At 56.1% G+C, this 13,311-nt stretch carries 11 protein-coding genes; 2 read left to right on the forward strand and 9 right to left on the reverse strand.

The features are described 5' to 3' along the window. The first annotated feature begins 314 nt into the window (after positions 1–314). The gene (locus tag ACFQUU_RS28560; protein WP_382251956.1) at positions 315–833 is read left to right on the forward strand and encodes a hypothetical protein; all 519 of its coding nucleotides are present in this window, start codon (positions 315–317) and stop codon (positions 831–833) included. A 577-nt stretch (positions 834–1,410) separates the two neighbouring features. On the opposite strand, the gene ACFQUU_RS28565 is transcribed toward ACFQUU_RS28560, so the two are convergent. From ACFQUU_RS28565 to ACFQUU_RS28605, 9 genes are all read right to left on the reverse strand, one after another. Then, a complete protein-coding gene (locus tag ACFQUU_RS28565) occupies positions 1,411–3,201 on the reverse strand; it encodes an acyl-CoA dehydrogenase (RefSeq protein WP_382251958.1) in 1,791 nt (596 codons plus the stop codon). 267 nt (positions 3,202–3,468) lie between these two features. Then, the gene (locus ACFQUU_RS28570) at positions 3,469–4,191 is read right to left on the reverse strand and encodes a GntR family transcriptional regulator (protein WP_382251960.1); all 723 of its coding nucleotides are present in this window, start codon (positions 4,189–4,191) and stop codon (positions 3,469–3,471) included. Further along, positions 4,188–5,720, reverse strand: a complete 1,533-nt coding sequence (locus ACFQUU_RS28575) for an AMP-binding protein (RefSeq protein WP_382251961.1) — start codon at positions 5,718–5,720, stop codon at positions 4,188–4,190. Before ACFQUU_RS28575 ends, ACFQUU_RS28570 begins: the two co-directional genes overlap by 4 nt. A gap of 51 nt (positions 5,721–5,771) precedes the next feature. Beyond that, on the reverse strand, positions 5,772–7,007 hold the full coding sequence (locus ACFQUU_RS28580; RefSeq protein ID WP_382251973.1) for a thiolase family protein: 1,236 nt from the start codon (positions 7,005–7,007) through the stop codon (positions 5,772–5,774). Then, positions 7,003–7,716 (reverse strand): ABC transporter ATP-binding protein, encoded by a 714-nt coding sequence (locus tag ACFQUU_RS28585; protein WP_382251963.1) that lies wholly within the window; start codon positions 7,714–7,716, stop codon positions 7,003–7,005. Before ACFQUU_RS28585 ends, ACFQUU_RS28580 begins: the two co-directional genes overlap by 5 nt. Beyond that, the gene (locus tag ACFQUU_RS28590; protein WP_382251965.1) at positions 7,713–8,468 is read right to left on the reverse strand and encodes an ABC transporter ATP-binding protein; all 756 of its coding nucleotides are present in this window, start codon (positions 8,466–8,468) and stop codon (positions 7,713–7,715) included. The genes ACFQUU_RS28585 and ACFQUU_RS28590 overlap by 4 nt, the downstream gene beginning before the upstream one ends. Further along, positions 8,465–9,421 (reverse strand): branched-chain amino acid ABC transporter permease, encoded by a 957-nt coding sequence (locus tag ACFQUU_RS28595; RefSeq protein ID WP_382251967.1) that lies wholly within the window; start codon positions 9,419–9,421, stop codon positions 8,465–8,467. The genes ACFQUU_RS28590 and ACFQUU_RS28595 overlap by 4 nt, the downstream gene beginning before the upstream one ends. Next, entirely contained in the window at positions 9,418–10,269 is an 852-nt protein-coding gene (locus ACFQUU_RS28600) for a branched-chain amino acid ABC transporter permease (protein ID WP_382251968.1), read from the reverse strand. Before ACFQUU_RS28600 ends, ACFQUU_RS28595 begins: the two co-directional genes overlap by 4 nt. 124 nt (positions 10,270–10,393) lie before the next feature. Continuing rightward, positions 10,394–11,587: an ABC transporter substrate-binding protein gene (locus tag ACFQUU_RS28605; RefSeq protein WP_382251970.1), complete on the reverse strand. Its 1,194-nt coding sequence runs from the start codon at positions 11,585–11,587 to the stop codon at positions 10,394–10,396. A 346-nt stretch (positions 11,588–11,933) separates the two neighbouring features. On the opposite strand from ACFQUU_RS28605, the gene ACFQUU_RS28610 reads away from it, so the two are divergent. Then, positions 11,934–12,848: an NAD(P)-dependent oxidoreductase gene (locus ACFQUU_RS28610; protein WP_382251971.1), complete on the forward strand. Its 915-nt coding sequence runs from the start codon at positions 11,934–11,936 to the stop codon at positions 12,846–12,848. Positions 12,849–13,311: the final 463 nt, after the last annotated feature.

Here is a 13,311-nt window from a genome sequence, read left to right on the forward strand (position 1 = left end):
ATGCGAGCCATGATGTGCCTCCTGAACCAGGTAAGCACCCAGCATGGACCGCTTAATATCTCAGGACTTGCTTAAAACGGGACAATCTGATTTAGCCAGTTTGAGACATTCTAATCTTGCTAGTACATACATCGGCGCCGAAATTAAGGTTATGTTAAATGGGGCGGCAGATATCCAATTGACGCATAGCAGGCACTAACAAAAAAATAATTGCGTTCAGTTGCAGAAATCTGCCCAAAACGAGCCGTACACATCCATTTCCTCGTTTACTTTCGTTATGCTTTTCTGCATGGACATTTTTGGAGACCATGCGCATGAATAGACCGAACATAACGTTACGCCAACATCCTTATTGGATACCGGCGCTGCTATCAATTTTAATTGCTGCATATCTGCGTGGTGGAATGCAAATGCCACCGAAGACCCTATTTGCGAACAGATGGGCTTTCGAACTTCGCCATCTAGTCGAGCCAGTTTTACCTGAGCTGTATAACTTCCGGGATACACACCTGGTTCGGCAAATGGGCGATTGTCTCCACTATCTCGTGCATGCACTTTGTGCTTTCGGAATTCCTCTGGCGTTTGCCCCGGTCCTGTGCGGCTTAGGACTTGCTTTGGCAAGGAGGAACCCTAATGGTTACCCCAAGAGCGAGAAGAACATACGTACTTTGGGTGCCTACACCCTGATTGCTTTTTACCTCGTTGTGAATATCTTATACAAAATCTTTCAAGATGATGGCCCACCCCCCTCGATTAGAGTGCTCCAGATTGCATCCGACATGTTCGGTGCAGTAGTTGCGCTATTCGCTGTGTGGGCTTGCCGCGATAGATAAATAAATTTGAGGTAATGGGGACGCTCTTTTTCCGTGAAGTAGTAATGATTCCACGATGCGTATCCTGAACTGAGTACCGGATGCATGGTGAGTAACCTCTACCATGCATTTCGGCTTCAATGCGTAAGGGTTTCTCGATTAAGAAGCTCATAATGCCGTCTAGGTGTTAGTCAACGGACAACAAAGTACCTCATGAATGGACAACAAAGGCCAAATGAATTTATGGCCGTGTGCGGCACTAGCTTGATTGCGCGCCAACGGCAGCTATAGGCAACCTTCCGGACATTGACTTCCAAGACTTGGACTGGCGCTATCGACCCTAAGGCGCCAGTCGGTCATCTTTTTCGAATGTCTGCTCTGCATAAAAAACTGATCGTTATTGCTTGACATGCATACATGGTCAAGCAATGTACGCGCTACCGTCAGATATTACCGGCTTCGTCCAACGCCGTGCCGTCTGGCTGCTGATGCTCAAACATTGAGCATCAGCAGCCTACCTTGGCAGTGCCGCCCTGACCAACCAGAAGCATGGGCCATGCCTAATTGTCGCGAGCCATGGCGACAAAGTGGCGTTGAATCAGAACTGGTCCTCAGGCAACGCCAGCACCCCGGCGCTTCCATCGATGATCGCCCTGCGATAGCTCACTGCCGAGGCCAGGAAATGGTCGGCGAAGAACCGCGCGGTGGTGATCTTTGCCTCGTAAAACTTCGCATCGCCTTCGCCTGCCGCCAGCTTCCTATCAGCAATCAGTGCGGCGTGCGCCATCTGCCAGCCGCCCAGAACGATGCCGGCCATCTTCAGGTACGGTACGCTGCCCGCAAACACCGCCTTGATGTCGGACTTGGTATTGCCTGCCACATAGTTCACTACTTCTTCCAGCGCGCTGGACCCGGCCACAAGCTGGTTGTGGATCGCCGCCAAGTCGCCAGAGGTGTGCCGGGCCAGTTCCTCTTCCGTCCTGCGTACCTGGGCGAGAATGCCTTTGGCGGTTGCACCGCCGTCGCGCGCCGTCTTGCGGCCGACGAGGTCGTTGGCCTGGATCGCGGTCGTGCCTTCGTAAATGGTAAGAATACGCGCATCGCGATAGAACTGCGCCGCGCCGGTTTCCTCGATGAATCCCATGCCACCGTGCACTTGCACGCCGGTGGACGCTACGTCCACCGACATTTCGGTCGACCAGCCCTTAACGATCGGCACCATATACTCGTAGAACGCCTGTTTGGCGCGGCGGGTCACTTTGTCTGGATGATGGTGCGCGGCGTCGAACGCGGCCGCAGTCACATAGGCCAGTGCTCGCGCCGCCTCGGTCTGCGCGCGCATCGACATCAGCATGCGGCGCACGTCCGGATGGTTGATGATGGCCACCGCGCCAGCCGAGCCGGCGAGGTCGCGCGACTGCAGCCTATCCTTAGCATACTGTACTGCCTTTTGGTAGGCGCGTTCGGCTACGGCAACGCCCTGCATGCCGACCGCAAAGCGCGCGGCATTCATCATGATGAACATGTATTCCAGGCCGCGGTTCTCCTCGCCGACCAGGGTGCCGATCGCACCGCCATGGTCACCGAACTGCAGCACCGCGGTCGGGCTGGCCTTGATGCCCAGCTTGTGTTCAATGAACACGCAATGCACGTCATTGCGCTCACCCAGCGAGCCATCGGCATTGACCAGAAACTTCGGCACGATGAACAGCGAAATGCCCTTCACGCCTTCCGGCGCATTTGGAGTACGTGCCAGCACGAGGTGGACGATGTTCTCGGCCATGTCGTGCTCGCCATAGGTGATGAAAATCTTGGTGCCGGAAATCTTGAACGTGCCGTCACCCTGTGGCACGGCGCGCGTGCGCACCAGGGCCAGGTCGGAACCGGCTTGCGGCTCGGTCAGGTTCATGGTGCCTGTCCATTTGCCGGAAATCAGGTTTTCCAGATAGAGCTTTTTTTGCTCGTCGGTGCCAGCAGTCATCAGCGCCTCGATCGCACCGTCAGTCAACAGCGGGCACAGGGCGAACGACAGATTGGCGGAATTGAGCATTTCGATGCAAGGCGTCGCCACGAGCTTGGGCAAGCCCTGGCCACCGAATTCGACCGGGTGCTGCACACCCTGCCAACCGGCTTCTCCAAACGACTTGAACGCCTCCTTGAATCCCTTGGTGGTAGTGACCTTGCCGTCCTGCCAGAAACTGGGCTCTTTGTCGCCGACAACGTTAAGCGGTGCGACTACCTCGCTGCAGAATTTTGCGTTTTCTTCCAGCACCGCTTCCACGGTCTCCGGAGTGGCATCTTCATGTCCAGGTAAGGCGTTGACGGCGGACAGGTCGGCCAGTTCGTTAATCGCGAATAGCATGTCCTTTAGGGGGGCGGTATAGCTCATTTTTTGCCTTCAAAAATTTGGGCAGGACCGTGGCACGGTCGCGGCCTCAAGGAAGTGCTTCTTTAAGTCTGCGACTTTCTGGAACGCTCGCCTTTTTTATACCGCGCTCCAGAGTGCATTTTCGTTTCTTTCAACCAAACTCGAAAACCAGCTACGGCACGAGTTCGAACGGAACACTGACGACGCCGCAGGAGCGGGGCCGTCTCACCGTGTTTTTTGGTCTGGGCGCCGCCACAGACGCTAACGCATCTAAAGGGTGTAAGAAACTTAGCCCAAGCGCTGCGATGAGTTGACCTTCACGGTCACAGCCGATGAATTAATCATATCCATCAAGGTGGTGCGGGCGAAATTCTCTGCGTAGTCGTTACGGGCGGCAGCCGCTTCGATGGCTTCTTCTACAGCTCCATCCAAGACGGCCTGCATCTGTCGAATGTGGAGTTCGCAGATGGTGGGTAGATTTGTGTAATGCTCCTGGTGGAAGAACCAGAAGCGGCGCGCAAGGCCCGCGAGCGTCGCATAGAACTCGGCGGCATAGCTATTGCGGCACGCTTCACAGAGCAACTTGGTCCAGTCGAAATTGGTACGCAAGTATCCGCGTGGATCCGGGCGCACTTTCAACGTCTCCAACTGTTTGATGACGTTGCGCATGCCTTCGCGCTCCTGTTCAGTGGCACAGTGTGCTGATTCAGCCATAATCAATTTTTCGATCTCACGGCGCGCCTGAATAACTTTAATTTGCCCTGGGTAATCGATCTCGGAGATAAAGATGCCTTCCCGGGGGGCGATATCGACTAAGTGCTGGAAGGCAAGTTTCTGGAGCGCGGCGCGCGTGGGTGACCGCCCGAGTGCGATACGCTCACTTAAGGCGATCTCTGACCACTGGCTACCAGGTGGCAGTTCTCCCGTAACAATAAGCTCTTCCAGAGCAGCGTATGCTTTCTCGGTCTGACTGACGGTCTCCCGCTTGAAGAGCCCGGTTGTTATTTTCATGCAGATTTTCCAATGCGTTTTTGTAACTCTCTTTTCAATACCTTGCCTATGCCGTTCTTGGGCAAGTCAGAGACGTAAATATATCGTTTCGGCCGCTTGAAACGAGCAATTGCGCTCAAGCAATGCGCATCCAGGTCGGCATCTTCAACAGCGGCATTCGGCCGTCGAACGATGAATGCTACCACCGACTCCCCCCACTCCGGGTCCGGCGCGCCCACCACCGACACTTCGGCAACTCCTGGATGCTTTAGCAAGACTTCTTCCACCTCTCGTGGATAGATATTAGTGCCACCGCTGATGATCACGTCCTTGGAGCGGTCGCGCAAATGCAGCAGGCCGCGTTCGTCGATCAGGCCAATATCGCCGGTTCGCAATGCACCGTCCACGATCGTGCTAGCCGTTGCTTGGGGATTATTCCAGTATCCGGCCATCACGACCGGGCCGCGCACTATTACTTCTCCAAGCTCGCCGGCTGTAACCGGGCGACCGTCGCCATCGGCGATCGATATCTGCACCGACGTCATCGCGAACCCGACGGAGCCGAGCAGCTCGCTGTCACCAGCATTCACTGCAGCACCGAGTTGTTCTGCGCTAATGCGGGAGATTGTCATCGGGCTCTCACCCTGACCATACACCTGTGCGATCTTTGGACCGAAGCACTGCACGGCCGCTTTGATGTCCTCTATGTAGAACGGCGCGCCGCCCACCAGCAGTGCGCGCAGGCCAGAAGGACGCACGTTGTTCTCACTGGCGTGACGTACCATGCGCTGAACCATGGTCGGCGCTGCAAACAGGCTTGCGCGTTGATGGGTGTCCAGCAGGCTGAACAATTCGACTTCGTCGAAGCCACCCGATTCAGGCAATACCTGCGTGCCGCCTTTGATCCAGTACGGAATGCTATAGATGCCCGAACCGTGTGATAGCGGCGCCACATGGACAATCGCATCGCCCTGGCTCACCGGCTGCATGTCGGAGAGGAAGTTGAGCGCCACATTCACCATGTTGGCGTGCGTGATCATGACCCCTTTTGAGCGGCCTGTGGTGCCGCTCGTGAAGAACAACCACGCCAAAGCATTCTCGTCACAACTCCCGCCAACCGGCAATTGCGGTGACGCCAGCGCCTTGAGATAGTCGCCCTCCCCGGTGTCGATGACGTCGAGCTGAGCCCTTATCGCGGGGTGGTCGCGCAGGGCAGCGGCGAGCGATCCATGTGAAAGGCACTTGCGGGCACCTGCATCTTCAGCCATCTCCGCAATTTCGTTAGGGTGCAGTTTGCTGTTGACCGGCACTACGCATAACTCTGCCCGCCAGGCTGCCAGCAAGATTTCGATGTATTCCGGACAGTTCTTCAATACAATCAGCAGCCGGTCGCCTGGTTGCAGCCCAAGATCTTGTCTGAACCAGTGCGCGAGTGCGCCGACGCGCTGGTGAAGTTGTCGGTAAGTGCGGCGGACCTGCTCACCGCAAGCAACTGCGGTGCAATCAGGATACATCTGGACGCTGCGCTGAAATAGTTGGCTGAGGTTCATGGCTGGCAATCTAATAATTGTGGTAGGGTTGATCGGCGTGGCGCAGTGCAGCTAGGAGCGTCCGAGAATCGTGATGCAGGTGGTCGCTTCCTCGACACCAGAAAAGCCCCCGCCATTCTCGGCGATGGCGAAACGCGCATTTTCCACTTGGCGCGGTCCCGCCTCGCGGCGAAGTTGCGTAACCATTTCGAATACTTGCGCCAGCCCGGTAGCACCGACCGGGTGGCCGCGCGATAGGAGCCCGCCGGACACGTTGATTGGAATCTGCCCGCCCAACGTGGTGGCACCTGTCTCGGCCATCATCCCGCCTTCGCCAAATGCGCAAAAGCTGAGTGCTTCGGTTTGCTGAATCTCGGCGAATGCCGTGGCGTCGTGCACTTCCGCTAGAGACATGTCGCGCGGCCCCAGTCCGGCGATCTCGTACGCTTCATTGGCAGCGAGGTAGCACAGGTGGTGGTCATACTGGTCGGCGCGGCGGTCTGTGGCACTGCGCATCACGCTAGCCAGGATTTCAACCGCGCGGCCGCGCTGTAACCGTCGCAACCCGTCTTCATTGCAGACAATGGCCGCCGCCGCGCCGTCGCTGATCGGCGCGCACATCGGTAGTGTAAGCGGCCAGGACACGGCCCGCGCCGAGAGCACTTCTTCGATCGTCAATGGATACTGAAATTGCGCCAACGGATTGCGCGTAGAGTGAACATGGTTTTTGGCGGCTACGGCAGCTATCTGGCGCTCGGTCGTCCCGAAGGTTTTCATGTGCAGGCGGGCCAAGCTCGCGTAAATATCCATAAAGACGCTGCGTTTGCCAGGCTCGACATAGCCCTCGGGTGGCTCAATGTCGGTCGACAACGACATCAGGTAGCGTATCTGCTGCTCAGCGGTATGCACATCCCAACCGCCGTCGAATACGGCAAAACTACGCTCCTTGTCGTTCGAGAACAGCTTGTCGACACCAACCGCAAGGCAGATATCTGCCGCACCGGAGGCGACATGCAGCCTAGCCGCGTTGAGCGCCGTGCTGGAGCTGGCGCATGCGTTCTCGACATTGGTCACAGGTATTCCTGTGATGCCCATTGCCCCCAGCGCAATCTGGCCAGAAACCATAAACTGTCCTTCCATTGCCCCCTGTCCAGCAGTGGCAAAATAGGCAGCCTGCAAGGCGCTGCTGTCGCAGCCAGCGTCCTTCAGCGCCGCAGATACTGCCTCGCGGACAAGGTCTTTCACGCTACGGTCTAGCTGTTTGGCAAACGGCGTCATGCCTACACCGACGATATATGTTTTTTTAATTCTCACTGGATACCCCTGTCGTAATGATCGATTCAACATGTTCGCGCTGGACGTCTAGTTCCTTTGACGTCCCTGACCAAGCCACGGCGCCATGATCGAGTACGTACTGTCGGTTCGCCAGGCGCATCGGCACCTTCAGGTTCTGCTCTACCAATACCAGTCCCGTGCCTAGGCGATGCACTTGTCGGAAGACCTCGATTAGCTCGTCGACGATCTTGGGCGCTAGGCCCTCCGTCGGTTCATCCAGAAGTAACATCGTCGGGTTACCCAGTAGCGCCCTAGCGATCGACAACATCTGCTGCTCGCCACCGGACAGTTGATCACCGCCGAAACCAATACGCTCTCTCAGTCGCGGGAAGATTTCCAGGACGCGCTGGATGGTCCAGTAACCCGGCTTGTGGGCAAGAGTCCCCATACGCAAGTTTTCGTGCACGGTCAGGTTGGGAAAGATCCTGCGGGTGTCAGGAACGAAGCCCACGCCTAGGCGGCTAATTTGCTCGACCGACAGCTTTGTGATGTCCCGCTGCTGGAAGAGACGCTTGCCTTCAGATAAGTAAAGCAGGCCCATCATCGCCTTCAGCGTAGTTGACTTGCCAGCGCCGTTCCTCCCGACGATGGCAATAATTTCATTTTGAGATGCCTCGATGCTGACATCACTGAGTACGCGTGCCAGGCCATAGTGCACACAGGCTCTGTCGAGAACCATCATGCTGGAGCCTCCTCACCAAGATAGACGGAACGCACCGTCTGGTCAGCCCGGATAACTTGCGGCACACCGCAGGCAATCTTGCAGCCATTGCTCATCACAACGATTTCGTCCGATAGGGACATGACCGCATCCATGTTGTGCTCGATCAGTAGCACAGTCCTCCCCTGGGCTGCGGAACGAATCAGCCGGGTGGCGTTATCAATCTCATGGTGGCCAATACCGGCAAGCGGCTCGTCGAGAAGCAGGATGGTAGGCTGAGGCAGTAGCGTGACGCCCAACTCCAGCGCCCGTTGCAGACCGTACGACATCGTTCCCGCTATCTCGTCCCGGTATGCGACTAGACCAGTAAGCTCAAGCATCGCATCGATGTCGTGCTGCAGTTGCCTGTCGTAGCGCGTGGCAACCCAGAACGGTAGGAATGGGGAATGCTTGATTTGAGCGGCAATACGCAGGTTCTCCGCGACCGTCATTTCGGGATAGGTCTTGGTGATCTGGAAGCTGCGTCCGATCCCGGCGCGTGCACGCTTGTATGCTGGCATGGCGGATATATCGGCGCCATTGCAAAGGACTGTCCCTTTGTTCTGAAAAAGCCGTCCCGCCAATACATTCAGTAACGTGGTCTTTCCGGCGCCATTCGGACCGATTAGGCCATAGTTCCGCCCTGCTTCGAACTGGTGGCTGAACCCGTCGATCGCCTTGAGCGCGCCAAAGCTGACCGTGACGTCACGGCATTCGAGTGCAATTTGAGTCATGGCTTTCTCCGTTGCGCACGAGCGGCGAGGCGGCGAGCCTCACCTAAGAAACCTTTTGGAAAATAGATGGTTGCGAGAATGAACACCACCCCTAGTACGCCATACCAGTATTGTGTCTGTCCGCTCAGCCACTCCTTGAGGAGCTCAAACAGGATCACGCCGCCGACGGGCCCCCATAGTGTCCCGGCGCCGCCTAGCAGAGTCATGATGATGACGTCGCCTGACGTAGTCCAATGCAGCATCTGCGGATTGACGAACATGAGCAGCGAGGCCAGCAGTGCGCCGGCCAAGCCGCTGATGCCGCCTGACACCAGGAAGGTGATTTGCTTAATGCGGTGAACGTCGTAGCCGAGTTGCTCAGTGCGGATTTCATTCTGTGCAACTCCTTGCATGACTCGACCGAACGGCGAGACTCTCAACATCGCCACACCGGCCACTACAAGCGCGAATAGCACGACCACATACCAGTAGAACGCTTGGGTTGTAAAGAAATCGATGCCAAAGAGTTGCGGCCGTGTGACACCAGCGATGCCGTCAGCGCCACCCGTCCACTCTCGTAGCTTACTATCGGCAAGGATGTAGAGCAGCTGCGACAGCGCAAGCGTTACGAGTGAGAAGAAGATGCCGGATACGCGCAGCGCGAAGAAGCTGAAGATCCACGCCAGCAGTGAGGCTGCAGCCATGGCGGCCACTGTACTAAGCTCGAAGGACCAGCCGTAGCGCTGGGTAAAGATAGCAACGATATAGCCACCCATCCCCAAGAAACTGGCGTGGCCGAACGACACCATACCAATCGATCCGAACACGAGATCGAACCCTAGTGCGAAGATCGACCAGATCATCACCAGCAGCGCAAGGTTCAGGAAAAAGTCATTCTGCGTCGCGAATGGCAGTGCGATGACAGTCGCGCCGATTAGAACAGCAACGGCCAAGTCAAAACGGTGGGCACTCATGCTGACCTCACAGGACGGGAGAAAAGCCCTTGCGGGCGGGTCATCAGGGTTGCGATTAGCAGCGAAAACGTCAGCACATCAACCCAGCTCGGCGCGAACGTATAGCCGACCGCCCGCACCATGCCGATCAAAATTGCCGCGGCGACCACGCCGCGGATGTTGCCAAGGCCACCCAGGATGACCACGATGAAGCAGTCGATGATTATGGTCGTGGCCATGCCAAGCTCGATCGGAAACAGCGGCGCGGCGATTGCACCGGCGAGTCCAGCCAGTCCTGCGCCCAACCCGAAGACGGCGTTGCGGATTGTTGCTGCGCGCAGCCCAAGGATCTGCACCATCTCGGCGTCGCTGCTGGCAGCGCGCACCTTCATGCCGAAGGTGCTGCGCTCGAGGGCAAGGAACAGGGCGATGGAAACAACTGCGCCGAAGACGATGACAAAAAGCCGGTAGACCGGAATGGTGCTGCCAAAAAGTTCTATCGTTCCTGCAAGTGCATCCGGCATCGGCGTTTCCTTGTAACCCAAGCCCCAAGTGAATTTGACGGCTTCGGTAATGACGAGGATGAAGCCGAATGTCAGAATCAATTGGTAGAAGTGCGGTCGCGCATACAGCGGGCGCAACGCTAGTCGTTCCATGGCGTACCCGGTGGCCGCGGTAGCTAAGGTGGCCGCCACTATGCCCAGTGAAAAAGAGCCGGTGCGGCGGTTGATTTCGAAGGCGACGTAGGCGCCGAGCATGTACAGGGCACCGTGGGCGAAATTGATGACGCCAAGCATTCCGAAGATGAGCGTCAGGCCCGAGGCAAGTAGAAAAAGGAGCATGCCAAGGCTTAGGCCGATAATTATCATGGACATAGGAAGCCTTACAAAGGTGCAATAGCGGAAATATGCGGCAGCCAGTCATGCCGCAGCCGTGCACCTGCCGTCGTCAACTTAGCCGGCAGGGATCGTTAGCGCGTTTGTGGCGGAGCCATCATTTCTGCTGGCACGGTTCGAAGATCTGATTCGGTGGATATATCTTCGCAATCTTCATCATTAGCGCCGGGTTCGGATCACGGCCGGACACCACTTCGCCCCACAGACCGTCCTGCAATGCCTGGTGATCGCATGCGCGCATTTCCTTACGGCCTTCAACGGAGTTGTCACGCACGCTATTAGCCATTGCTTCTACCCATTTCTCCTTGTCCCAAGTGCCGGTTTTCTCAACGACATCCAGCCACCATGCCATGCCGTCGTAGGCTTCACCAGCTGCCATGGTTGGGAACTCGTTGTATTTTTTGCGGTATGCCTCGACAAATTTCTTGTTGGCCGGATTGTCGATGGTGTAGTGGTAGCGAACGCCCGAATTGACGCCGATAGAGGCTGGACCAACAGCCGCAGCCATCGTTTCATCGGCGATCACTGGCCCGAAGATCTTCTTGGTCTGGGCGAGATTGACCTGACCGGCCTGTTTGACCAGCGTGACCGCGTCAGATCCAGTTAGGAAAAGGACCACGCTGTCAGCGTCCGATTTGGCGACCTTGTCCACAATGGTGGAAAAGTCGCGATTTCCTAAGGGCGGGAAGTCAGCGCCGGCGATTTGAATGCCAGCTTTTTCAGCTTCCTTGCGATACCATTCCCAGCTATCGCGCGTGGCCTGATAGTCGGCGATCACGCCATAGACTCGCTTGAGTTTCTGATCCTTAGTGTAGTTCAGCGCCATTCGCTGTTCCATGCCAAGCGTATTTGATGTGCGGAAGGTGTAGCGTGAGCCGCCAGGCACGGTGATCTTATCGTCGGCGGAGATCGTCACAAGATGCGGAATCTTGCGTTGCTTGGCAATGTTCATGATTGCCAGTGTCGAGGAGGAACTGACTGCGCCGAAGATCATCTGCGCGCCGTCGGCAATTAACCGCGTCGTTTTCTGTACAGCTGGCTGCGGTTTCGTCTCGTCATCTTCCCAGCTAACCTTGATCGGTTTGCCGAGAACCTTACCACCGCGTTGCTCAACGGCAATTTCGACGCCCTTGCGCATGTCATCCCCAAACATACCATACGTCCCTGACAGCGATACGACTCCGCCGATATGGAAGGCATCTGGATCCGCTGCGTGAGCATTGGCGATGCAAAGAAGTGCAGCTATAGCTGCGGTTGTAGCGTTCCTAGCGGTAAATATTCCTTTTTTCATGCGTGTCTCCTAATGGGCATTTATCGATGTAACATGTTACATAAACTTTATAACACATCACACGACAATGTCTAATGTTTTTTGTGATAGATTTGGCTTTTGGTTATTACAAGGCTGATTGCAATTTGAATAAGGCCGTATGAACATGCGAGGTGCAATGCATGGCGCTTAAGGTATTTTCGGTATCTAGGCGTGCACTGGTACCTGTATTGGATCTTTGACTTGCATGGTGCGAATTGAGGCATGCATCGGAGCACCTATAGTTACGGTACAAATCCGACCCCGCCGGCGGCGTAACGAAAGATTATGGAAGCCTCTCGTTTTAAAACCACTCTGGAGCATCTGAATGAAAAAACCTTTGAATGTCGGCTTTTTGGGGCTCGGCCAGATGGGCGGCGCGATGGCCGAACGACTTCTTGGTAAGGAATTTTGCCTCCATGTCCACGACCCCATGCCTCCTGCGATGGCGCCATTTGTCGCCGCGGGGGCAGTTGCCCATGACTCTCCCAAGTCCGTGGCGGATGCTGCGACTATCGTTTTTGCCTGTTTGCCCAACCCCGAAACGTCGCTTTCCGTGGCATCAGGGCCTCAAGGGGTGGTACATGGTTCCGCCATCAAGGTATATGTGGAGATGTCTACTATCGGCAAGGCGACGATCGAACAGATCGCCGCCAGTCTCAAATCGCGGGCAATTAATACGATCGATGCGCCGGTGACAGGTGGGCCGCCGGTTGCCCGCGCAGGGAAGCTCACGATTATGGTGGCGGGCGAGGCAGCGGTGTTGAAGACCGTGTGGCCACTCCTAGCGATGATCGGGGAGAAGATTTACACGCTTGGTGATGAGCCGGGCATGGCACAGGTCATGAAGGTCGTCAACAACCTGATCTTGGCTGCCAATATGATTGTGGCTTGTGAAGGACTGTCGATGGGCGCCAAGGCAGGTCTGGATGCAGATATGATGCTGCAGGTTCTCAAAGCTGGCTCGGGGCAAAGCTTCGGGGGCTGTGAAATATTGCGCAGGGGTGTCGACGGGACTTTTGACTTTGGTGCTGCTCTGTCGACTTGCGACAAAGATGTCACGTTGGGTTTGCGCGATGCAGACGCTCTAAATATTGAGATGCCAGTGATAGAACAGGCGGGACGGGTCTGGCATTCGGCTTTCGAAGCAGGCTGGGGTGACCAGGATTTCACGACGATTTTAAAGCTCATTGAGCAGAAAAATGGAACCTTGGTACGCAGAAAGACTTCATCGCAGACTTAAGCATTGGTAAGGGAGGCAGGCATGCCCCGGTAATACCTGCGTTAATCACGACATCCTCGACGCTTTCGTCTGGCCCACGCATGACTGATCCCGGCTCGACAAACCAAGGGGAACTTTCTGAAGAGCCGAACCGACGGTGCCGGAAATATCGGCGCAACACTTGCACACAAATTGGCTGCTAGCGGGTATGGGGTTGTGCTCGCGAATTACAATGGGACGGAAGCAATCTAGGTGCCGTACTGATCGCAGGACAACCCTCTGCCGGGTGCGCTATGTAGTCTGCTTCTAATTCCCGAGCGGCCGTTCGCCCGGAATTATCGAATGACGGCTTATGGCCGATTCTGTTTGCAAGGACTTCCCCTGCGAGTCAAGAAGTAATTAAGGCGGTACCTGCGGCGGCAGGTACCTCAACCATTGCGGTGGGCCAGTTTCTGTAGTCATATGGCGAATTGATGTCAGCGGA

It is taken from the genome of Herbaspirillum sp. GCM10030257 (assembly GCF_042666555.1).
Classification (GTDB): domain Bacteria; phylum Pseudomonadota; class Gammaproteobacteria; order Burkholderiales; family Burkholderiaceae_D; genus Noviherbaspirillum.

What these genes read in the sequence shown, in the direction of transcription:
- ACFQUU_RS28560 (WP_382251956.1), top strand. Translation starts at nt 315, where the DNA reads ATGAATAGACCGAACATAACGTTACGCCAACATCCTTATTGGATACCG.
- ACFQUU_RS28565 (WP_382251958.1), bottom strand. Translation starts at nt 3,201, where the DNA reads ATGAGCTATACCGCCCCCCTAAAGGACATGCTATTCGCGATTAACGAA.
- ACFQUU_RS28570 (WP_382251960.1), bottom strand. Translation starts at nt 4,191, where the DNA reads ATGAAAATAACAACCGGGCTCTTCAAGCGGGAGACCGTCAGTCAGACC.
- ACFQUU_RS28575 (WP_382251961.1), bottom strand. Translation starts at nt 5,720, where the DNA reads ATGAACCTCAGCCAACTATTTCAGCGCAGCGTCCAGATGTATCCTGAT.
- ACFQUU_RS28585 (WP_382251963.1), bottom strand. Translation starts at nt 7,716, where the DNA reads ATGATGGTTCTCGACAGAGCCTGTGTGCACTATGGCCTGGCACGCGTA.
- ACFQUU_RS28590 (WP_382251965.1), bottom strand. Translation starts at nt 8,468, where the DNA reads ATGACTCAAATTGCACTCGAATGCCGTGACGTCACGGTCAGCTTTGGC.
- ACFQUU_RS28595 (WP_382251967.1), bottom strand. Translation starts at nt 9,421, where the DNA reads ATGAGTGCCCACCGTTTTGACTTGGCCGTTGCTGTTCTAATCGGCGCG.
- ACFQUU_RS28600 (WP_382251968.1), bottom strand. Translation starts at nt 10,269, where the DNA reads ATGATAATTATCGGCCTAAGCCTTGGCATGCTCCTTTTTCTACTTGCC.
- ACFQUU_RS28605 (WP_382251970.1), bottom strand. Translation starts at nt 11,587, where the DNA reads ATGAAAAAAGGAATATTTACCGCTAGGAACGCTACAACCGCAGCTATA.
- ACFQUU_RS28610 (WP_382251971.1), top strand. Translation starts at nt 11,934, where the DNA reads ATGAAAAAACCTTTGAATGTCGGCTTTTTGGGGCTCGGCCAGATGGGC.